Origin of the sequence: Pinibacter soli (genome assembly GCF_029961145.1) — a bacterium.
GTDB classification, from domain to species: Bacteria; Bacteroidota; Bacteroidia; order Chitinophagales; family Chitinophagaceae; genus Pinibacter; species Pinibacter soli.
The window spans coordinates 61,148-83,371 of record NZ_JASBRG010000002.1 but is presented as its reverse complement, the minus strand read 5'-3'; the positions used below and the strand labels follow the sequence as shown (position 1 = coordinate 83,371).

General features: G+C 41.2%; 15 protein-coding genes. 6 read left to right on the top strand and 9 right to left on the bottom strand.

Translation table 11 applies throughout. The annotated features are described in order from the left end of the window. Positions 1-103: 103 nt before the first annotated feature. A complete protein-coding gene (locus QJ048_RS03790; protein ID WP_282332997.1) occupies positions 104-616 on the top strand; it encodes a gamma carbonic anhydrase family protein in 513 nt (170 codons plus the stop codon). A 399-nt stretch (positions 617-1,015) separates the two neighbouring features. On the opposite strand, the gene rsgA is transcribed toward QJ048_RS03790, so the two are convergent. The 7 genes from rsgA to porV all read right to left on the bottom strand — a co-directional run bounded on the left by rsgA (position 1,016) and on the right by porV (position 8,074). Beyond that, positions 1,016-1,939 carry a ribosome small subunit-dependent GTPase A gene (rsgA, locus tag QJ048_RS03785; protein ID WP_282332996.1) on the bottom strand — a complete coding sequence of 308 codons (924 nt, stop codon included), beginning with the start codon at positions 1,937-1,939 and terminating at the stop codon, positions 1,016-1,018. Positions 1,940-2,000: 61 nt separating this feature from the next. After that, positions 2,001-3,329 (bottom strand): murein hydrolase activator EnvC family protein, encoded by a 1,329-nt coding sequence (locus QJ048_RS03780; RefSeq protein ID WP_282332995.1) that lies wholly within the window; start codon positions 3,327-3,329, stop codon positions 2,001-2,003. Positions 3,330-3,434: 105 nt separating this feature from the next. Further along, positions 3,435-4,835, bottom strand: coding sequence for a murein hydrolase activator EnvC family protein (locus QJ048_RS03775; RefSeq protein WP_282332994.1), 1,401 nt, complete (start codon positions 4,833-4,835; stop codon positions 3,435-3,437). Between the two features lie 84 nt (positions 4,836-4,919). Continuing rightward, positions 4,920-5,738: a lipoprotein insertase outer membrane protein LolB1 gene (gene lolB1 / locus QJ048_RS03770; RefSeq protein WP_282332993.1), complete on the bottom strand. Its 819-nt coding sequence runs from the start codon at positions 5,736-5,738 to the stop codon at positions 4,920-4,922. Between the two features lie 65 nt (positions 5,739-5,803). Beyond that, on the bottom strand, positions 5,804-6,244 hold the full coding sequence (dut, locus tag QJ048_RS03765) for a dUTP diphosphatase (protein ID WP_282332992.1): 441 nt from the start codon (positions 6,242-6,244) through the stop codon (positions 5,804-5,806). 89 nt (positions 6,245-6,333) lie between these two features. Next, positions 6,334-6,816 carry a 2-C-methyl-D-erythritol 2,4-cyclodiphosphate synthase gene (gene ispF / locus QJ048_RS03760; protein ID WP_282332991.1) on the bottom strand — a complete coding sequence of 161 codons (483 nt, stop codon included), beginning with the start codon at positions 6,814-6,816 and terminating at the stop codon, positions 6,334-6,336. A 106-nt stretch (positions 6,817-6,922) separates the two neighbouring features. Continuing rightward, the gene (gene porV, locus QJ048_RS03755; RefSeq protein WP_282332990.1) at positions 6,923-8,074 is read right to left on the bottom strand and encodes a type IX secretion system outer membrane channel protein PorV; all 1,152 of its coding nucleotides are present in this window, start codon (positions 8,072-8,074) and stop codon (positions 6,923-6,925) included. Between the two features lie 417 nt (positions 8,075-8,491). On the opposite strand from porV, the gene QJ048_RS03750 reads away from it, so the two are divergent. From QJ048_RS03750 to QJ048_RS03730, 5 genes are all read left to right on the top strand, one after another. Beyond that, the gene (locus QJ048_RS03750; protein WP_282332989.1) at positions 8,492-10,060 is read left to right on the top strand and encodes an SUMF1/EgtB/PvdO family nonheme iron enzyme; all 1,569 of its coding nucleotides are present in this window, start codon (positions 8,492-8,494) and stop codon (positions 10,058-10,060) included. 162 nt (positions 10,061-10,222) lie between these two features. Further along, positions 10,223-11,488 carry a UDP-N-acetylmuramoyl-tripeptide--D-alanyl-D-alanine ligase gene (locus tag QJ048_RS03745; protein WP_282332988.1) on the top strand — a complete coding sequence of 422 codons (1,266 nt, stop codon included), beginning with the start codon at positions 10,223-10,225 and terminating at the stop codon, positions 11,486-11,488. A gap of 145 nt (positions 11,489-11,633) precedes the next feature. Beyond that, positions 11,634-12,092 (top strand): DUF983 domain-containing protein, encoded by a 459-nt coding sequence (locus QJ048_RS03740; RefSeq protein ID WP_282332987.1) that lies wholly within the window; start codon positions 11,634-11,636, stop codon positions 12,090-12,092. Between the two features lie 120 nt (positions 12,093-12,212). Then, the gene (locus QJ048_RS03735) at positions 12,213-17,138 is read left to right on the top strand and encodes a PKD domain-containing protein (protein WP_282332986.1); all 4,926 of its coding nucleotides are present in this window, start codon (positions 12,213-12,215) and stop codon (positions 17,136-17,138) included. A 196-nt stretch (positions 17,139-17,334) separates the two neighbouring features. After that, positions 17,335-18,009, top strand: a complete 675-nt coding sequence (locus QJ048_RS03730) for a DNA alkylation repair protein (RefSeq protein ID WP_282332985.1) — start codon at positions 17,335-17,337, stop codon at positions 18,007-18,009. 136 nt (positions 18,010-18,145) lie between these two features. Here the strand turns inward: QJ048_RS03730 and metH are convergent, their stop codons facing one another. Further along, positions 18,146-20,836: a methionine synthase gene (gene metH, locus QJ048_RS03725; RefSeq protein ID WP_282332984.1), complete on the bottom strand. Its 2,691-nt coding sequence runs from the start codon at positions 20,834-20,836 to the stop codon at positions 18,146-18,148. A gap of 85 nt (positions 20,837-20,921) precedes the next feature. Then, positions 20,922-21,941, bottom strand: coding sequence for a homocysteine S-methyltransferase family protein (locus QJ048_RS03720; RefSeq protein WP_282332983.1), 1,020 nt, complete (start codon positions 21,939-21,941; stop codon positions 20,922-20,924). Positions 21,942-22,224 lie beyond the last annotated feature (283 nt).

Below are 22,224 nucleotides of genomic sequence, written 5' to 3'. Positions count from 1 at the left end.
AAAAGTCAAAAGTAAAAAGGAAAAAGTAAAAAAATGGTGTCGCTCGGTTGCAATACGTCTTTTTTACTTTTTTACTTTTTACTTTTGAATATAAAAAAGACTTATGCCTGTTATTTTGCCAGTAAAAGGAGTTTCACCAAAGTTTGGAGATGATTGTTATATCGCGCCAAATGCGACAATTGTGGGAGACGTTGAAGCAGGTGCGCAATGTAGCTTTTGGTTCAACGCTGTTGTAAGAGGTGATGTAAATAGTATAAGAATGGGGAATAAAGTGAATGTGCAGGATGGTGCCGTTTTGCATGCGACGTTTGAAAGATCAAAAGTCATTATAGGCAACAATGTTTCCATTGGTCACAATGCCCTGGTGCATGGATGTACCATTCACGACAATGTATTGATAGGAATGGGCTCCATAGTTATGGATAACGCGGAAATATTCAGCAACACCATTATCGCAGCCGGAGCGGTGGTACTTGAAGGCACAGTTTGTGAAAGCGGAAGTATATACGCAGGAGTTCCTGCAAAAAAGATAAAAGACATTTCAGAAGAATTGATAAGTGGAGAGATAAACAGGATTGCCGAGAATTATGTCAAATATTCAAGTTGGTTCAAATAATGGAAAATTGAAAGTGGAAAATGGCAGGGGCGAATCGCATGCGCCCTAAAATGCAACCTGAATAATATTTCGACGAAAAAAACGTTTTATAGCTGGAAATTCGTGAGGGTTTTTTATTTAATAAATTGATTTTCAATGAAAGTTTTGGCAAGTCGCTTAATGATTTTGTGCTCAGTTTTGATCATGTTTAGCTCATGTAGCTTATTTGCTCCTAAATATGGATGCCCCAGCAACGGTAAAAACGTGGGCGCCGAGCGCATACTAAGCGGCGAGAAGGCGCCAAAAGCGAAGAAGTTTAAAGCTTAAGGAGTTTTGGGTGGTGAGTTATAAGTTATAAGTGTTTGAGTGTAAAAAACGTGTGTTAATGTTTGCTTCTAGTAACTTAAGACTTGAAACTTACTACTTATAATCCTCTTCAATTGTTCCCAAAATATTTAAATAACTCACGTACCTGTCCGCATAAATTTTACCTGATTCTACAGCAGCTTTAATGGCGCAGCCTGGCTCTTCTACATGCAGGCAATTATTGAATTGACAATCTTGTAAAGTGTCCCGCATTTCCGGATAATAATGTGAAAGCTCTTGCTTGGGGATGTCTACAAGACCCAGTTCGCGAATGCCAGGCGTATCAATTATTTTTCCGCCAAAAGGAAGGTCGAACATTTCTGCAAACGTTGTAGTATGCATCCCTTTGCCGCTCCAGCCGCTTACTTCTTTGGTTTTTAAATTCTTTTCAGGAAAAATGATATTGATAAAAGATGATTTCCCCACGCCGCTATGACCGCTTATCAGAGTGACTTTTTCCTTCAACAGTTCCTTTACTTCGTCAACCCCGTGTCCACTAACGGTGCTTGTGAGAATGACAGTGTAGCCAACACTTTCGTACATATTTTTCAAATGCTCGAAATGTTCCATTTCTTTTTTGCGGTAAACGTCGGCTTTATTAAAAACAATAATTGCGGGAATATGATAGGCTTCTGCAGTGATGAGAAATCTGTCTACGAAACCCATTGAGGTTTTGGGTTCACGCAATGTGGCTACCAAAACGCACTGATCAAGGTTCGATGCTATGATGTGGTGCTGGTTCTTATTGTGGGGAGAAGTCCTTGTGATGTAATTGTGACGATCATAAATATTGGTGATCATTACATTGTTTTCAAGATCGCCGTCTTCAATGTCTACAAGATCACCTACAGCGACCGGGTTTGTTGACTTGAGGCCCTCAATTTTGAACGCACCTTTGATACGTGCATTGTATGGCGTGCCATCTTCTGTTTTTACGCTGTACCAGCTACCCGTTGATTTGTAAACTACTGCTTTCAATATTGAAAAAATTTCTCCTTTATAGAAATACGAAAGTATTGCAAATTCTATTCAGTCATTATTATTTCAACCATTTCTCGGGGTCAAGGTTTACCATTTTGTCGTTTGAAATGAGGAACTCAAGTTCGCCGAGGTTGTCTCCCTTATCGTCGAGCTTACCAAGAACCTGTCCAGTCTTTACAACGTCGCCCTTGGAAACAGTAACTCCTGCGAGATTGCTATAAGTGGTAAAGTATTTTCCGTGCTTAATGATTATGGCTTCAGTAGGGCCGATCGACATCAGGGCGGAAACTTCGCCGTTGAAAACTGCTTTCACGCTGGTGCCGGCTCTGGTTTCGATTGTTATGCCGTAGTTGTCAAACCTTGCCTTGCTATTGGGGTAAAACTGCGGTCCAAAATGCATGATCACACTTCCGGATGCCATCGGCCAGGGCAGGTGCCCGCGGTTTCTTTCAAAGTTTGCCGATATCGCTCGTGTTTCGGGTCTGTCGTCAAGTGGGCCTTCGGCCTTTGCAGGTTTTGAAGAAACGTGGGCAACGGGATCGGTTTTTTCTTTATTTGCTTTGCTGCCTTTTTTCTTTTTATTGGAGGCTGCCAGCGCTTTCTTTTCTGCCTCTGCTTTTTTTCTCGCTGCTTTTTCTTCCTCCAGCGCTTTCGCCCTTGCGATTGCAATTTCGCGACGTATTGCTGCATTAATCGCGTTTCGCAAAGCAATATCCTGCTTGCGTTTTTCATTCATTCTCTTCGTTAAATCCTGTTCTCGTGATTTAAGTTTGGTAACTACTTCGTCTTGTTCTTTCTTGTCTTCTACCAGAACTGCCTGCTGTTTTGTTTGCTCGCGAAGGGCCTCGTTTCTTTCTTTTCTGCTGTCTTTTAAGTCGGATAATTTTTGCTGCAGTAATGTTTGGGTATTGAGATAGTTCTCTACTTGCTGTTGCCTGTAAGCACGATATGCTTTCAGGTAGGCAAATCTTTTCAACGCATCGTTAAAGCTTGTGGAGGAAAAAAGGAAGTTGAGGAAATTGTAGTTGCTCCGGTTCTTATATGCGTAGACTACGCTTTTTTCATATTGAAGCTTGAGTGTATCCAGTTCATTGCGAAGCTTGTCGACCTCTTTTGTATTTATATCAATATCGCCTTGAATATCGCTGATCTGTTCGTTTACAATGTCAATCTGTTCCTGTCGCAGGCGGAGCTTCTTTTGTATCAAGGCAAGCTGGCCAAGGCTTTCTCTTTTATCTTTTTTCGTTTCGTCAATCGATCGTCGCAGCGCATCGATCTCCTGCTGAATGGCGGCTCGCTTTTTTTTAAGTTCGGCGCTTCGTGACGTTTGCGCCAAACAGTTAACCGCAAATATGCTAAAGGAGATAAAGAGAAATATTTTGTTCATGGTCTGGTAAGTTGGCAGGAATTAGTGTTGTGGTTGATGGTTGTTAGTTGTTAGCGGGAAAGATGCACATGAGGTCTAACAACTAACAACCAACAACAATCAACTTTATCGCAGCCATTTTTCCGGATCAAGATTCACAGATCTTTCGTTTGAGATTACGTTTGTGATAAGGAATTCAAGTTCGCCTCTATTGTCATCTTTCTCTGCAAGTTTGCCTATCACTTGTCCCATTTTTATCGTTTGTCCTTTTGAAACGGAAGTGGATGAAAGGTTACTATATGAAGTAATATATTTCCCGTGTTGAATGATTACCGCCTCAACCGGCCCAACTGACGTTACTGCCAGTACTTCACCATCAAACACTGCTTTTACAGTACTTCCTGTGCCTGCCTCAATAGTAATGCCCGGGTTATCATATGTAACGAGACCGCCATAGTTTTGTTTGCCAAAATGCATAACCACTACGCCGGATGACATTGGCCATGGAAGATTGCCTTTGTTCTTTTCAAAACTTTCAGACATTGCTTTTGTTTCTTCCCTGTCAAGAGAGTTGTAGTTATTTGAAGGCTTTGGTTTTACAGGTGCTGTTGTAGCCGGCACTGTTGTAGCGGCATTGTTTGTTGCCGGTGGGTTTGCCGTGGTAGTTGGTGCGTTATTCTTTGAAGCGTTGTTGGCTTTTGCAATATCCGCAGCTTTTTTGGCAGCCTCAGCGTCCGCGAGTCTTTTAGCTTCTGCCGCTTTTTTTGCTGCTGCTTCTTCGGCCATTGCCTTCTTTCTTGCCGCGTCAATTTCGCGACGAATGGCCGCGTTAATAGCATTACGCAAAGCAATATCCTGCTTGCGTTTGTCGTTCATGTCTTTGTTGAGTTCCTTTTCTCTCGTCTTTAACTTGTTTACTACAACGTCCTGCTCTTTCTTATCTTCTTCAAGAACAGCCCTTTGTTTGGTTTGTTCCTCAAGCGCTTCATTCTTTTGTTTTTTGTTATCGTTGAGGTTGGATATTTTCTGTTGTAACAGTTCCTGCGTTGTGCGATAGTTTTCTGCTTGTTGCTCTCTGTAAGCTCGATACGATTTTAAGTACGCTACTCTTTTCAGAGCATCATTAAAACTGGAAGCAGAAAAAAGAAAGTTCAGGAAATCGTAGTTGCTTCTGTTTTTGTAAGCATATACAACGCTTTTTTCATATTGAATTTTCAGCGTATCAAGTTCCCCACGAAGCTTTACGATTTCTCTCCAATTTTGATTGATGGTGCCCTGTATGGAATTGATCTGTTGGTTTACAAGTGCAACCTGTTGCTCACGTAGTCGCAACTTTTTTTGAATTAAAGCGAGTTGACCAAGACTTTCTTTTTTATACTTTTTGGTTTCGTCAAGAGATTTACGCAAGTCGTCGATCTCGTTTTGAATATCAGCTTGTTTTTTCTTAAGATCTGCACTGGTAGGATTTTGCGCAATGCAATTGACCGTTAAAAGAATGGCTATTAAAAGAAAATATGGTTTAGTCATGCTTTGAATTTATGGCGGTTTAGCACTGAATAAGGTCAAAAAGGGCATTACTGCCCCATTTGATCAAATATAAAAGTTTAACGCTTATTGCGCCTTATAATTTTTCGGGATGCTGAAAGGGTAGCTTAAAATTTCGTTAAAGCTATATTGTTTAAAGTCCATCTGGACGTCGATCTTAGACTTTTCAACAACAGAAATTTCTCTGAATTTTGGAAAGTTTTTTGAATCCCATTTTTCATAATTGCCATAACTAATGTTACAAGTGCGATTACGCGCCGGGTCTACATCATCCATCTTGCTATTGCTTACAACGTTCAAATTGTTTTTGATAGTAAGCAGATTTTTGAAAAGAGATCCAACAATTAACATCGTAACGTTATCAGGATTCTTTTTGTAAGAAACAACATTTGAGTCAACAAATATTGGATTGCCAACAAGCAGGTCCTGCATCGTTGAAAATTTCAGCGGCAAATGCGAAAGCTCTTGCAAATAGCTAACTGAACGTAGTTCCACTACCTTATCTTGCTTATTCAACATCTTTACGCTATCGGGTGTAATCACTATACGATAGGCCTCATAGCTGAAAACAGTAGCATTTACGGAAAGCCAGATAATACTGTCTTTTTTCATTCGGATGAAAACCGTAAGGTCTGGCTTTTTGCCATCTTTGTCCCATACGTCCACTTTTACTTTTGCAGAGAATGTACTAAAATTAATTCTGCTGGAGTCAAGTGCATGCAGCGTCTGTTTTATAAAATCGAGGGAGTCGTTGTGAATGTCTTTCACTACGACCATTTGTGTCGTGTCTTTTTTTGACAATGCTGTGTTGATCTTCCTGGTGGAGTGACAGCTAATGATTGTAATAATGCCGGCTGCCAGTAATAGAGGCGAAAAAAATTTCATCAGATACTTTTTAAAGTTGGACGTAATTGCAAAAGGTTCGTGCATGGCAAGATGTTTTACACAGATTAAATTTTACCTGTGTGACCAAAACCGCCCGCATTTCTCTCCGTCTCAGATAATGCTTCAACTTCATGCCAGCTTACCTGCTCCACTTTCTGGATCACCATTTGGGCAATCCTGTCCCCATGTTGAATCAATTGTTCTTCTTTAGAAAGATTGATGAGGATTACTTTTATTTCACCGCGATAATCTGCGTCGATGGTTCCCGGAGTGTTCAGGCAAGTGATGCCTTGTTTAATGGCAAGCCCGCTTCTTGGTCTTATTTGGGCCTCGAACCCTTCCAGCAGTTCGATAAACAAACCAGTAGGAACAAGGGTTCGCTCGAGCGGTTGTAAAGTAATTGGCGACTCTAGATTTGCTCTGATATCCATGCCTGAAGAGCCGGAAGTGGCATAATGCGGCAAGGGATTGGTTGACTGGTTGATGATTTTTACCTGTAATGACATGTGAGCAAAAGTAAATCATTGAACCATTGAATCATTGAATAATTGAGGAAAGTCTGCATTAGAACTGCAATTATTCAATGATCAGTTATTCAATTTTTTTTCTTTAAAAGCACATTTGCATACGCCACCAGTCCCTCTTCTCTGCCAACAAAACCCATTGTTTCTGTGGTAGTGGCTTTTATAGATACATCGTCAATGGAAAGATTAAGAATACGGGCAATGGTTTCGCGCATTTCGCCGGAGTACTTTTTTATTTTGGGAGCTTCCAGGCAAAGGCTGCTATCGATGTTTACAATCTCATAACCCTTGTCGGAAATGAGTTTGAAGGTTTCTTGCAAAAGAATTTTGCTGTCGATGTTTTTGTATTTCTCGTCTGTGTTGGGAAAATGAATGCCGATGTCACCAAGGCTCAAGGCCCCAAGCATAGCATCGCAGATGGCATGTAGTAAAACATCTGCATCACTGTGGCCCAGTGCGCCTTTTGTGTGAGGGATTTTAATCCCACCGATCCAAAGATCCCTGCCTTCTACCAATTGATGAAAGTCGATGCCGAAGCCTATTCTGTAAGACATTTAATTTAGTTGAGAGTTGAGAATTGAGAGTTGAAAGGTATGAAAAGAAAATGGAGAGCTGAGCCATTAACTCTCAACTCTCCATTGTCAACTCTCAATTAGAAAATTATTCAGTGGTGCTTGCGTTCTCGCTTCCGTTTGTAGTCGGATCAAGGTCAAATGTAAGACCAAAGCGAAGTGTGTTAGACAACGGATTTTGGTTTACACCGCTTCCTGACGGAATGATGTAGGAGAAGTTAAGTCCAAATACATTGTATTTCAAGCCTGCACCAACTGTAAAGTATTTTCTGTCGCCTGCTTCTTTTGTTTCGTAAAAATAGCCTGTACGCACAAAGAACTGGCTCTGGTAGCTATATTCTATACCTGCTGAGATATTGCTCGCCCCTGGCCAGTCACCAAAAGATTTTCCCCAGCCACTGATTGACGAGGTGGTTTTATAATCTTCTCTTCCCGCACTGTCAAGCGGAAAGGATGGAACCAATAATTTATTGTAATCCAGTGCGAAAGTTATTTTGTTGGCTTCGTCAAACACTTTTGTGTAGGCACCGCCTATACCGAGATTTGCTGGAATAAAGTCTTTTTTATTTGCATCGCTAGTATAAGAAACTTTACCGCCAAGGTTTGTAAGGGTAGCTCCAGCCGTAAAACCTTCGCCTGTTTCGGCGTTAAGTCCATTATAGTAGAATGAGAGGTCCGCTGCAACTGTGCTAGCTGCTTTATAATTGGTGCCATTTCCCAAAACGTCGCCGCTTGCAAGCTTAGAGTTGATATATCTCAAAGCAAGGCCCATGCCTATCTTTTCAGAAAGTTTGCGTGAGTAGCCGGCGTCAAAACAGAATTCGCGTGGCCTGTAGTTCCCAAGTTCCTGTTGGTTTTCGTTTACAAACTGAATGTTTCCCAGATTAAAATATCTCATAGAGAATGTAAGTGCCTGGTTATCATCAAGCTTGTGGTAACCGCCAAGTGTAGCGAGATATACATCGTTAAGACCAAGCTTTTTAAGCCATGGTGTATAGTTTAACGAAATGCCTGTTTTGCTCTCATTAAACGGTGTTTTGGCCAGGTTCCAAAAGTTAGCATTTGCTTCAGGTGCGGTCGCGATGCCTGTTTCGCCCATCCCTCCTGCTCTTGCCTCCGGTGAAATACGCAGGAACGGTACCGCTGTAGTGGTTACATTTATTGGTTCTGTTTGCGCATTTGCATAACTAACACTAAAAACTGTCGCGACTGTAACAATTAATTTCAATGCTTTTTTCATTGATAGATTTTATTTTCCTTAAGTGAATTCTGAAACAAAGCCATTTTTATACAAAAAATCGTGCCTCAGGGGTTTGAAGTAAAAATTTATTTCATTAATTGCTTTTAATACGAGGATGATTCGGCGGCTAAAATAACAGTATTCTCATTAAAACTAGCTACTTACGGTAAGTAATTTTTTGAGGGTACAAAAATAATACTCGCTGAATTATAAGGATTAACGAATAAGGCTAAGATTTGTTGTAAAAGGGCATGGATGTTGTAATTAGAGGATTTGTTAGGCAAAAAACGGAACAATTACTATAATGTTAAAATGTTGAAAGTATTTATATTCGCAATTCTGCAACAATAGTTGGCAGTGATACAATATTTAGATATCAACGGCGTTATTACCTATTACAAATTAAAACCAGCATAAATGGCATACAAAATGAACTGGAAAAATTTTGCGATACTCCTATCCTGTGCCGCACTTTTTGGTTCCTGTAAAGATGGAAAGCTGTTTGGCAAGAAAAAAGCCAAATCAGATGTTACAGGATGGAACTATAATGATAAAAACCAAGGCGGTTATCAAGTTGCTTTAGAGAAAGAACAACCAAGCGGTCCCGGATTAGTGTTCGTTCAAGGTGGTACTTTTACAATGGGTGCTACTGAAGAAGACGTGATGAGTGATTGGAACAATATTCCGCGACGTGTTACAGTTAACTCATTTTATATAGATAAAACAGAGGTGGCTAACGTTCACTATCGCGAATATTTATACTGGATCAATACCGTTTTTGACGGTGACGAATACCAGGCAGTTAGAAACGGAGCTTTACCGGATACCTTGGTGTGGAGAAGCGAGCTTGCTTACAACGAGCCAATGGTTGAGTATTATTTCCGTCACCCTGCATATAATAATTACCCTGTAGTAGGTGTAACCTGGAAGCAAGCTAATGATTTCTGTCTTTGGAGAACTGACCGCGTAAACGAACTTGCGCTGATCCAAAAAGGATTCATTAACGATAAATCTATCAAAAACGTTTCGGGTATTGGCCAGGAAAACTTCAACACCAAATCTTATTTATTAGGTGAATTCCAAGCAACTCCCGGTAAAGGCGCACGTTCTAAAAACAATCCGCTTAAAAATCCAAACGGAACGCCTCGTACTAACGTAACTTTTGAAGATGGTATCCTTTTGCCAAATTACCGCCTTCCGACAGAAGCTGAGTGGGAATATGCAGCTCTTGGTTATGTAAACCAGAACCCAATGCCTACTAAGAATGACAAGAAGCGTGGTGAGGAGTTGGTTACAAATAAACAAGTTTATTCCTGGAGCCAAAACGTAAATGGTCTTCGCGATACTCGTCGCGGAAGCTGGCAAGGTACTTTCCTGGCTAACTTTAAAAGAGGTGCTGGTGATAACATGGGTGTTGCAGGTGGTTTGAACGATAACGCTGTTTACACTGCTCCGGTTAATTCATTCTATCCAAACGGTTTCGGTCTTTACAATATGTCTGGCAACGTAAGTGAGTGGGTGGCAGACGTTTATCGTCCATTATCTTCAACTGACGAAAATGATGTGGCTTCTTACCGCGGTAACCATTTCCAAACCATCGACATGACAACCGGTAAACCTGAAAGAGATAGCCTTGGTAGAATTAAATACCGTTATGTAACTGATGAAGAAGCTAAAAAACGCCGCAACTATCAAAAAGGTGATGTAATCAACTATCTTGATGGTGACTCTCTCCTTGCTGGTGTTTCTTACGGATATGGAAAAACTACTTTGATCAGCGATCACTCAAGAGTAATCAAAGGTGGTAGCTGGGATGACAGAGCTTACTGGTTGAGTCCTGGTACACGCCGCTTCCTCGAAGAAGAGCAAAGCGCAAGCACTGTAGGTTTCCGTTGCGCAATGGACCGCGTGGGTAGCGCAGCTGGTAACGGCAGAAAATCTGGTATCGAGTACAAACAAAGAAAGCAGAACAATCGTAAAAAGTAATTTCAGTTTACAATATTTGAAAAGTCATCCGGAAACGGATGGCTTTTTTTATGCGAATAACTGAATAACTGAATAACTGAATAACTGAGTTTGTGCGGCGCCGTTTGTTTATAAAGTTCAATTATTCTGTTATTCAGTTATTCAATTATTTATATTTGGCTCATGAACATTGAACAACTCTACAACATATACCTTCAGCATTCTACCATTACTACCGATACAAGGAAGATTACACCGAATTCAATTTTCTTTGCGCTTAAAGGAACTTCCTTTGATGGTAACACATTTGCCGAGCATGCGCTTAAAACAGGAGCCGCTTATGCAGTGATAGATGATGCGACATACCATATTGATGAAAGGACAATTCTTGTAGAAGATGTTTTAACTGCATTGCAACAACTTGCCAGGCATCATCGCCAGCAATTCAATATACCATTCATTGCTATTACAGGAAGCAATGGAAAAACAACCACCAAGGAATTGGTTTCTACTGTTCTTGCAACAACTTACAAAACTTATACTACTCAAGGCAATCTGAACAATCACATAGGCATTCCGCTTACATTATTAAGTGTAGGAAAAGATGCTGAAATGGCCGTGATAGAAATGGGCGCCAACCACCAAAAGGAAATTGAAGGTTACTGCGCCTATACATTGCCAACGCACGGGCTAATCACAAATGCAGGAAAGGCGCATCTGGAAGGTTTTGGAGGTGTAGAGGGTGTAAAGAAGGGCAAAGGTGAATTGTATGATTACCTGAGAGTAAATAATGGAACAGCGTTTGTAATGTGGGACTACGATTATCTGCGTGAAATGAGCAAAGGCATTCCTCATTTGTTTACTTACGGTACAACGGGAGATATTTGGGGAAGTATTGTACAGAACGAGCCATTCCTCTCCGTTACCACAAAAAACATTGAACGTATACAAACCCACCTCGTAGGCGATTATAATTTCCCCAACTTATTATCCGCTGTTGCAATTGGCGAGTTTTTTAAAGTGCCTGCAGAAAAAATAAAATCGGCGATCGAAAACTATGTTCCATCTAACAGTCGCTCTCAAATGATGGAATTGGGTACAAACCATATTATTCTCGATGCCTACAATGCCAATCCAAGCAGCATGAAAGCCGCGATTGAAAATTTTGCGAAGCTGAATGCAAAAGATAAAGTGCTTATGCTCGGGGCAATGGCAGAGCTAGGAGCAGAAAGCCTGGCGGAGCATCATTCCATAGTTAACCTGATAGAAAAATATTCCTGGAAAGATGTGGTGCTGGTAGGTGGAGATTTCCTCAAAATAAAACATCCTTTCATCCAACTTCAAAATGCTGCAGAAGCAAGGGACTGGTTCCAACAACAACAATTCGGCAATACACATTTACTGCTGAAGGGTTCGAGGAGCATGCAGATGGAGAAAGTAGTGCAGTAGAATTGAAAATTGAAAGTTGTAAATGGTTTTCCCGAGCTTCATTTTCAATTTTCAATTATTAAAGCCTTTTCCAGACGCCCCTGACAACTATCAACTAACAACGAACAACTTCCATATTCCGTACCTTTGCCAAAATTCGAGCGATATGAGCCAGCAAAAAAGTCCGGGATACCTGTGGAGTACGCTTACTTGTAAATGTCCCCGGTGCAGGCAAGGTGATATGTTCATAGAAAAAAATCCATACAAACTAAAAACCTGTATGAAGATGAACTCATTGTGCCCCGTTTGCAAACAGCCGACAGAAATAGAAGTAGGGTTTTATTATGGAACAGGCTATGTAAGTTATGCGCTGGCATTAATGGTTTGTGGCATCTCTTTTGCTGTATGGTGGCTGTTTATAGGCTTCTCTCTGGACGACTCACGCTTTTTCTGGTGGCTTGGTTTTAATGCCGTACTCCTCGCTATTATGCAACCTTACCTTATGCGATTATCCCGTTCTATGTGGTTATCTTTCTTTGTAAGGTATGATCCGTTCTGGAAAGAACACGCTATTGATGATAAACATATGGACCGCATTGTGCCTGAACAGATGGGTAATTGGTAATGTTGATATTATTTTTTTTAAACATATTATTCGATCGATCGTTGAAAATCTGAAAAGCAAAGAGTAAATTACAGATGAGAGGTTAAAATTAGTAGCTAACCGACATACTGTTTATGGCCAATGCTTTCAAACTCTGAAGTAAAAAAATCATTATGCTTTTTTGTAACCATTGCTCTGATTTTTTTCAGCAAATCGTCGTGGGCACAGCTTAAAGCAGACTTCACGGTTGACAAAATTGGTGGCTGTTCTCCTCTTACGATCGCCTGCATAAACACTACTACCGGCGCATCTGCAAACGCAACATATTCCTGGAATCTGGGCAATGGAAATATCTCTGCCAATTCTGATGGAGCAAGCGCTATCTACAGGATTGAAAAAACCTATACAATCAAACTAACGGTTACCGATGGGGGCAAGACTTCTGAGGCCAGCAAACAAATAACCGTTTACAAAAAACCAACCGTTGATTTTACGACACCTGATGTCAAAGGCTGCGCACCGTTTGACGCAAAGTTCACAAGCAACTCCTCCGCTGGGGATGGTTCTATTTCCGATTATTTCTGGGATTTCGGAGATGGTAACGTACAAAAAGGAAGCACTTATCAGCAGGTAACGCATACATATAATTTTGCTCAAAAACCAACAGTTGGGCTTACGGTAACAAACAGCTACGGCTGCTATACGAGCCTGGAAAAAAATCTTGTAGAAGTAAAGGCTTCGTTGAAGGCCTCATTTTCAGTAAATAAAGCAGTGTATTGTGATGTAAGTGAAAACGTACAATTTACCAACAAAACAAGCGGTACCGGAGCGCTAAGTTACAATTGGGACTTTGGGGACGGTAAGTCATCTGATGATAAAGATCCTTCACACGTTTACGGAAAAAAAGGTGCTTATCCCGCGGTTTTAAAAGTTGCTAATAGTGATGGTTGCAAATCAGTCAGCGATACGCAGCAGGTAAACGTTGCAAATTTTAATATCGATTTTGATGCACCGGCGACTGCCTGTCAATTCGCAGACGCTACATTCAAAGATATAAGCACGGCAGGAAGTACAGCAACGATTTGGGAGGCGGACGGGCAGAGGTTTGAAAATGCAGGATCGAATTTTACTTATAAATTCCAAAATGCAGGAGACGCCATTGTAACATTAATAAATATGTATGGAACGTGTGCAGCTTCCGCATCTAAAAAAATTAAAGTTAATCCGGGCCCTGTTGGTGGCTTTACATTCGATGCAGATGGCGTTTGCGGAACGCCTGTTACTGTTCAGTTCAATGACACGTCCAGCAACATCGTTTCAAGGAAATGGTATTTCGGAGCCAACGGGGCAACGTCAACAGAGAAGCAACCATCGTACACATATAACACAGATGGATACTATACCGTAGGGCTTCTGATAACAAATGCAAATGGTTGTAGCAGTACGATCAACAAAACACTAAATTTATTTAAGCCCTATGTGAGCATTGGTTCCGATGTGTTTGAAGGATGCCCCGGATTGAGAGTGAATTTCATGACTTCAGCAGCAGATCAAATTGCGACATACAATTGGGACTTTGGCGACGGTAAGCAATCAACTGATAAGCTGCCTCAACATGTCTTTGATTCAATAGGACAGTTTAATATAGTGCTTACCTATACTACGAAAGGGAAGTGTACGGGAACTGCAAATACAATTGTTTATGTAAGAGAAAAACCGAAAGCTGATTTTAGTGCGCCTACTGATATTTGCGGAAACACCATTGTTACTTTTACAAATAACACAGTAGGCTATGCAAATAACTTTCGCTGGGATTTTGGTGATGGTACACCCATAAACTTTACAAGTGAATTCACTACAAGACATCAATATTATGATGATAAAACTTTCACCGTAAAGCTGATCGCCTTCAACGGGCAGTGTAGTGACACCATTACAAAAACTGATTACATAAAAGTATCTCCGCCGTTTCCCAAAATCAGTGGAGTAAAAAATACATGCGATGGCACACGAGGGTTGGTTACATTTTCGCAAACATCAAAGAAGGCACTTACATGGTCGTGGGATTTTGGTGATGGTTCACCAGCTATTGATCTTTCAGCTGATCAACCCAAAATACAACACGAGTACACAAAGACGGGAAAGTATCTCACTGTGTTGACGTCAACGAATGGCAACTGTACAGTAAAAGATTCTGTAAACACCTTTGTGCTTTTAAAGCAGCAACCTAAACTTTCTGTAGAACTGCCCGAAGTTTGCGCCAGCGGAACTTTAAAAGGGACACTTGCAAATCTTGAAGAAAATCCCACTCCTGATTATTTGGGATACAACTACTACTTATACCGTTGGGAATACCTGGACGGTTCTCTTGCAAATGTGACAGCTAACTATCCCACTTATCCGAATGCCTGGAAAACAGGATTTACCGGCGATATCAACGGCTTTGATGTTACAAAAAAAGGATTACGTTTAATTGTAAGTGAAGCTAATTTAGGTTGTACAGATACGACCAATTATGTGCCTCTGAAAATTAAAGGACCAACGGCGGCGTTCTCTATTAAAAACGATCTTGTCTGTTTGAAATCGCCAGTTGTTTTTGAAGACGCTTCCACAACATCTGATAATATCGCGATAACAAAATGGGAGTGGGATCTTGGTGATGGGAATACAGTTGTGCAGACAAGCAACGATGATCTCTCTCATACTTACACGCAGCCAGGTAGTTATCCTGTTTCACTGAAAGTAACAGATGCTGAAGGCTGTTCTGCTTCCACACCGCTCTATTATAGAAGTGCCACAGTAAGCGGCCCGCAAACTGATTTCTCTTATTATCCTGATGTTGTTCAACCAAATACCTTCGTTAGTTTCAATAACAAAATAGTTAACTACCCTTACTTAAACGGGTATAAATTCAAGTGGACATTTACTTATGATCACACTACTGATAATTTTACTTACAATCCTCAGAAGTATTATGGTAAGGTGGGCGTGGATACTGTAACGTTGGTTGCCACAAACGTCACATCCGGATGCTCGGACACGGCTACGAAAATAATCGGAATAAAATATGTTACCGCTGCATTTGATTTTACTACAGCTTACCTGAACAATAATTCCTGCCCGCCGCTTGTAGCCACGTTTAGCAACAAGTCGCAATTTGCAAACAGCATTTCATGGGACTTTGGCGATGGCAGCACGGCTGATAATCTTCCTAATCCGAAACATACTTATCAAAACGCCGGTATATATACCGTAATTCTTTATGCTTACGGAAATAATAATTCCTTGGACTCATCCGTGCAAACCATTGAAGTAAAAGGTCCCTATGCAATACTTTCAGCAGATATAACATACGGATGCAGGCAACAAAAAATAACGTTAAGTGCCGTGGTAAAAAATTCGACTTCTTATACCTGGGATTTTGGCGACGGTAATACGGTGCAAACTACCGACACATTTGCTGTTCATACATATAACAGCGTTGGTTCTTACACGCCGGCGCTGCTTCTAAAAGATGGAAGCAATTGCGCTTCGACTTCTGAAATTGATACGCAAATTATAATCGATTCTTTGAATGCTGGTTTTTCCAAATCCCCTGTAGTGATTTGCGATTCCGGAGTAGTAAGCTTTATGCCAAATGTGAAAAGTTATTCAGGAGATGTGCTGCAACAACCGTTGAGTTACAAATGGAATTTTGGAACAGGTGTCGCACAAGATACTTCTGCAGTAAGCAGTCCTCAATTTGATTTTAACAGGCTGGGCAAATACGCAGTGGTGCTGGATGTAAAAACATTATATGGCTGTGAAAAGCAGTTTAAAGACACTGTAGTTGTTGTACATAGGCCAAAAGGAAATATCAATGCACCTGATTATGGTTGTGAAGATGCGAATCTTTTGTTCAAAGGATCTGCAGACCTGCAAGGTGTAAAATGGGCATGGACATTTGCAGATGGGAAAGACAGCGCTGTACAAAATCCTTCGCATTCGTATCATGTAGCAAACTCATACAGCGTTTCATTGATTGTAAGTAAAGATGGTTGTAGTGATACAAGCAATCACACGATTGTCATTCATACAAGCCCTAAGATAAATCTTCAACCAAAGGATTCAACGATATGTTTGGGTAAAACAATTCAATTAAATGCACACGATGGAACCCAGTTTGCTTGGACACCGGATGTAGCACAAGGCAATAGTGGGCAGGCATCGCCGAATGTTAGTCCTCTTACTACAACCTTATACAAAGTAAAAACAACGAATGCGTTTGGTTGTACCAGTGCTGATTCGACATTGATAACTGTTGTGCAGCCATTTACTTTAACTGTTCCTGCAAATTCATTTGTATGTAAAGGAAGCAGTATTGAATTGCCGGTAAGCGGAGCTGCTACATATGTGTGGACAGGAAACGGCTTGAATGACATAACAAGCAATCATCCGATTGTAACGCCTTTGGTTCCTACAACTTACATAGTGACCGGAACTGATGCGCATCATTGTTTTACAAGCCAGAGCAAAATAACCGTTGACGTGAAGCCTCTGCCAACAGTAAATGCCGGCGCCGACATTCAATTGCCTACAGGCAATACCGTTAATTTGATGGCAACAGGAAGCAATGATGTTGTGAAATGGTTATGGTTGCCTTCGACCTATTTGAGTTGTTCAAATTGTGAGTCGCCTGTCGCGGCACCGCGTGAGAATATGACGTACATAGTGGTTGGTCAAACACAGTTTGGTTGCAAAGCAGCCGATACACTCAATATAAAACTTGTTTGCTCAGAAGGATTATTTGTTCCAAACGCCTTCACGCCAAACAATGATGGCAAAAACGATCTTTTTAATTTGAAAGGAAAGGGCATTAAACAAATAAAACATTTCCAAATTTTCAGTCGCTGGGGAGATATTATTTTTGAGAGAAGCAATTTCCAGATAGGCGACCTGAACGCTGCATGGGATGGAAAGGTAAATGGCAACTTTGTTGAATCCGGCACTTACGTTTACTTCGTAGAAGCAGAGTGCGACAGCGGAGAGATATTTACAAGAAAAGGAACTGTGGTGATTATACGGTAGATGCTCTGCGTCGTTTCTCAAGAACGCAATTTATTTTAACCGCAAAGAGCGCAAAGGAGGTAAATTCTAATTAAGAGTGAATTGGTAAGGCGCAAAGAAAACGAAGAAATTTATTATTGATCTTTCTTCGTTTTCTTTGCGCAAACTTTGTGGGCTTTGCGGTTAAAAAAACTTTAGCATTGCTAAAAACCGAAGCATGAAAAAAACGCCTCCATACCTCCAGCCGTTACAAGAGTTATTCGAAGAAAACGCAAACAAAGCAATCGCAGAGGGCCAGTCTGCTTACATGCGCAACATGTTTTCTTACTATGGTTTGAAAACCCCGGAGAGAAGGATGATTTTCAAAGAATTTATTATTGCTCAATCTCTTCCTTCATACGAAGCGTTGCCCGCTCTTATAAAATGGATGTGGCAACAGCCTCAGCGAGAATGGCAATACATCGCCATTGAGCTCGCAGCAAAAATGAAAAAGCAATGGAAAGAAGATTTTCTGGAATTAATAGAACATTGCATTACAACAAAAAGCTGGTGGGACTCGGTCGATGCTATTGCTACCGAATGGGCAGGTAATTATTTTGTATTATTTCCCAAACAAACACAAAAGGTAACTGCACGATGGAACAAGTCAAATAACATGTGGCTGCAGCGTGTAAGCATGATCTTTCAATTGCAATACAAATTAAAAACAGATGAGCATCTCCTCTTTAAGCACTGCAAGGCTTTGACTGATTCGAAAGAATTTTTTATTCAGAAAGGCATGGGCTGGGCATTGAGACAATACGCTCGTCACAATATGAAGGCTGTACAGAAGTTTGTAGAAGAAACTAAGGTATCTAATTTAACAAAGCGCGAAGCGCTGAAACATGCGTAAGAGAGATATTCACCACTAATGCACTTAGGTGCACTAAGCTACACTAACAAGATTTTGTAAGAAGTACGATGTACGAATTTCATTAGGGGGTTACCCCACAACGAATCTCGTACATCGTACAATTTAATATAAAGAACTAAGCATATTCGAGGATCGGACTAAGCCATCTTTCAATTACTTCCAGGTCCATTCCTTTTCTCGCAGCGTAGTCAACCACCTGGTCTTTTTCTATTTTACCAACGCCAAAATATTTGCTATCCGGATTTGCAAAATACCAGCCGCAAACAGAGGCAGCAGGATACATTGCCAGTGATTCTGTAAGATGAATGCCGGTAACAGACTCTCCACCCAACAAGTCAAACAGCTTGTATTTTTCGGTATGGTCAGGACATGCAGGATAACCCGGAGCCGGACGTATACCTACATATTTTTCCTTGATCAACTCCTCGTTTGTTAATGTTTCTCCCTTATCGTAACCCCAATATTCTTTACGCACTTTTTCATGCAGGCACTCTGCAAAAGCCTCAACAAGTCTGTCTGCAAGCGCCTGCAAAGTGATCTTATTATAATCATCCTGCTCGGCTTCAAACTTCTTGATATGTGGCTCGATACCTTGAATGGTCACACTGAATGCACCCATGAAATCAGAGCCTTTCTCTGCAGGCTTAATATAGTCTGCCAATGAGAAGTTAGGTTGATCAGCTGCTTTCTTAATTTGCTGGCGCAAAAATTCAAGCTTCACAGGTTCGTTAGTATGAGATGTAACCAACACTGAATCTGGCGCTGTTTTTGTTGCCGGCCAGAAACCAATAACACCTTTTGCTGATAGCCATTTCTCATCTATAACTTTTTGCAACAACGCTTTTGCATCGTTGTACAATTTGGTTGCTTCTTTACCGATTACATCATCCGTTAAAATATCCGGGAAGCGACCGCCCAATTCCCATGCAATGAAGAACGGTGCCCAGTCAATGTATTCAGCTATTTCACCGAGGTCGAAATTGTCGAACACTTTTGTGCCCGTGAAAGTAGGCGCAAGAGGAGTGTAGTTGTCCCAATCAATTTTGGTTACATTCTTTTGTGCTTCTCCAAAAGGAAGATAAGTCTTCACTACTTTCTTGTTCGCGAAGTCGTCTCTTAATTTGGTATATTCTTTACTGATAGAATTAAGGAAATCTCCTTTCTGGTCTCTGTTCAGCAAGCTTCCCGCTACTGTTACACTTCTTGAAGCATCCAATACATACACAACACCTTCCTGGTATTCAGGGGCGATTTTCACAGCCGTGTGTGTGCGTGAGGTAGTGGCGCCGCCAATGAGCAAAGGCTGCTTCATGCCGCGACGTTTCATCTCTTTTGCTACGTGCACCATTTCATCAAGCGAAGGAGTAATCAAACCACTCAAACCAATTATATCCGCGTTTTCCTTTTGCGCAGTTTCCAGAATTTTATCTGTAGGAACCATTACACCAAGGTCAACAATGTCATAGCCATTACAACCCAACACAACACCCACAATATTTTTACCGATATCGTGCACATCGCCTTTTACCGTTGCCAGCAATATTTTTGCGGCACCGCCTTGGCTTGTTTTCGGGTTCCTCTTTTTCTCTTCTTCAATGTAAGGGGTAAGAACAGCAACGCTTTTTTTCATTACACGTGCGCTCTTTACGACTTGCGGCAGGAACATTTTACCGGCACCAAACAAATCGCCCACCACGTTCATGCCGGCCATCAGCGGACCTTCAATTACATCAAGTGGTTTTGGATATTTTTGTCTTGCTTCTTCAGTGTCAGCATCAATGTAATCTGTGATACCTAATACAAGTGCATGTTTCAGGCGCTCTTCTACAGGTGCGCTTCTCCATGCTTCATCTTTCTTTTCTTCTTTGCCTTTGCTTTTAACTGTTTCGGCAAATGTGATCAGTTTATCAGTTGCTTCGTTGTTGTCGTTATTGCGGTTAAGAATAACGTCTTCGCAAAGATTTCTTAACTCTGGTTCAATTTCGTCGTATACCATCAAAGCCCCCGCGTTCACAATACCCATGTCCATACCTGCTTTAATGGCATAGTACAGGAATACAGCATGCATTGCTTCACGCACAGGCTCATTTCCTCTGAAAGAAAATGACAAGTTACTTACACCACCGCTTATTTTAACTAAAGGAAACTTCTGTTTGATGATACGTGTTGCTTCGATAAAGTCAACGCCGTAGTTGTTGTGTTCTTCAAGACCCGTTGCGATGGCAAAAATGTTGATATCGAAAATGATATCTTCTGGTTTGAAACCAACCTGCTCTGTAAGAATTTTATAGGCACGCTCAGATATTTCTACTTTGCGCTGCATCGTATCTGCCTGGCCTTTTTCATCGAATGCCATTACAATCACAGCAGCACCAAAGTCTTTACACACATACGCCTGTTCAATGAATTTTTCTTCTCCTTCCTTCATGGAAATGGAGTTTACAATACATCTTCCCTGTGCGCACTTCAAGCCTGCTTCAATAATGGAAAACTTAGAGGAGTCGATCATCAAAGGGATCTTCGCTATATCGGGTTCACTTTGTACAAGGTTGACGTATGTTGTCATCGCCTGTACACCGTCAAGCAATGCATCATCCATGTTGATATCCAAAACCTGCGCGCCATTCTCCACTTGCTGGCGGGCAACGCTTAACGCCTCTTCATAGTTCCCTTCTTTGATCAAACGTGCAAACTTCTTGGAACCTGTTACGTTGGTTCTTTCACCCACGTTAACAAAATTGGTTTCAGGTCGCACAACCAAAGGCTCAAGGCCGGAAAGACGCAAGTAAGGCTTAATGATACTCATTGAGTAATTAATAATTAATAATTAATAATTAATAATTAAACTGGTCAGCGGGCGAATGCGATTCGCCCCTACAGTTTTCAAATTTTCAAATTAACGCTGATTCAACCACAGGCAATTCCCTAGGCTTCATCTTCCTCACATTATCAGCAATGTGCTTGATGTGATCAGGCGTAGTGCCACAGCAGCCGCCAACAATGTTTACGAAACCTTCTTTCGCCCAGTCTTCAAGGAAGTGAGCCGTTTCGTGCGGTTGCTCGTCATACTCACCCATTGCATTTGGTAAACCCGCATTTGGATAAGCAGATACATAACAGCTTGCTATTTGCGAAAGCTCCTCAATGTGAGGACGCATTTCACTCGCTCCCAACGCACAGTTAAGACCAACGCTCAATGGATTGGCATGCGCAACAGAAATGTAAAAAGCTTCAAGCGTTTGTCCGCTCAAAGTTCTTCCGCTGGCATCGGTAATTGTTCCGCTGATCATGATCGGCAATTCGGTCAATTTGTTATCGCGGAAAAATTTCTTCGCTGCATAGATCGCACCCTTTGCATTCAGCGTATCGAAAATAGTTTCAATCAAAATAACATCAACACCGCCGTCAACAAGGCCGCGAATCTGTTCTGTATACGCATCTGCAACTTCATCAAATGTAACTGCGCGGTAGCCCGGGTTGTTTACATCCGGAGACAGGCTCAGTGTTTTATTCAAAGGCCCTATTGCGCCTGCAACAAACTTTGGAGAAGTGTCACCGGTTTCCGCTTTATATTCTTCAATTGCTTTCCTGGCACATTGTGCAGAAGCAACGTTCAATTCATAAGCCAGTGCCTGCATATCATAATCTGCCTGTGCAATAACAGTGCTGCTGAAAGTGTTGGTTTCAATGATATCTGCACCTGCCTTCAAATATTCTTTGTGGATTCCGATGATCACATCAGGACGCGTGATGCTTAACAGGTCGTTATTGCCCTTCACGTCGCTGTGCCAGTCTTTGAAGCGTTCGCCACGATAATCCTCTTCTGTAAGTTTATGGCGCTGGATCATGGTGCCCATGGCGCCATCGATCACCAATATGCGGTTTTCAAGTTCCTTTCTGATATCTGCCATAATAAGTCAAAATTTTAAATTAAAAAATCAAAAGCCCCGGCAAGTCCTTCGTTTTTCAAACTTTACTTTTTAATAACAACGGATAATTCAAATTCAAAACAGAATATTCATTTGTTGTGAGTCATCGGCGTTGCTACTATGAGCTTCCGTTGCGTCGCACACTTCAGCAATAGGAATGCTATTGGGCAATGTACATCGCCGTTCAAAAATGAAATACTAAACCAATTAACGAGGGAAATATAGATGGAGAAAGAGTCCGGTTATTTCAATCGTTTATTAGTTC

What these genes read in the sequence shown, in the direction of transcription:
- QJ048_RS03740 (WP_282332987.1), top strand. Translation starts at nt 11,634, where the DNA reads ATGAGCCAGCAAAAAAGTCCGGGATACCTGTGGAGTACGCTTACTTGT.
- QJ048_RS03750 (WP_282332989.1), top strand. Translation starts at nt 8,492, where the DNA reads ATGGCATACAAAATGAACTGGAAAAATTTTGCGATACTCCTATCCTGT.
- QJ048_RS03775 (WP_282332994.1), bottom strand. Translation starts at nt 4,835, where the DNA reads ATGACTAAACCATATTTTCTTTTAATAGCCATTCTTTTAACGGTCAAT.
- QJ048_RS03790 (WP_282332997.1), top strand. Translation starts at nt 104, where the DNA reads ATGCCTGTTATTTTGCCAGTAAAAGGAGTTTCACCAAAGTTTGGAGAT.
- lolB1 (WP_282332993.1), bottom strand. Translation starts at nt 5,738, where the DNA reads ATGAAATTTTTTTCGCCTCTATTACTGGCAGCCGGCATTATTACAATC.
- QJ048_RS03730 (WP_282332985.1), top strand. Translation starts at nt 17,335, where the DNA reads ATGAAAAAAACGCCTCCATACCTCCAGCCGTTACAAGAGTTATTCGAA.
- metH (WP_282332984.1), bottom strand. Translation starts at nt 20,836, where the DNA reads ATGAGTATCATTAAGCCTTACTTGCGTCTTTCCGGCCTTGAGCCTTTG.
- QJ048_RS03780 (WP_282332995.1), bottom strand. Translation starts at nt 3,329, where the DNA reads ATGAACAAAATATTTCTCTTTATCTCCTTTAGCATATTTGCGGTTAAC.
- QJ048_RS03720 (WP_282332983.1), bottom strand. Translation starts at nt 21,941, where the DNA reads ATGGCAGATATCAGAAAGGAACTTGAAAACCGCATATTGGTGATCGAT.
- porV (WP_282332990.1), bottom strand. Translation starts at nt 8,074, where the DNA reads ATGAAAAAAGCATTGAAATTAATTGTTACAGTCGCGACAGTTTTTAGT.
- QJ048_RS03745 (WP_282332988.1), top strand. Translation starts at nt 10,223, where the DNA reads ATGAACATTGAACAACTCTACAACATATACCTTCAGCATTCTACCATT.
- ispF (WP_282332991.1), bottom strand. Translation starts at nt 6,816, where the DNA reads ATGTCTTACAGAATAGGCTTCGGCATCGACTTTCATCAATTGGTAGAA.
- QJ048_RS03735 (WP_282332986.1), top strand. Translation starts at nt 12,213, where the DNA reads ATGCTTTCAAACTCTGAAGTAAAAAAATCATTATGCTTTTTTGTAACC.
- dut (WP_282332992.1), bottom strand. Translation starts at nt 6,244, where the DNA reads ATGTCATTACAGGTAAAAATCATCAACCAGTCAACCAATCCCTTGCCG.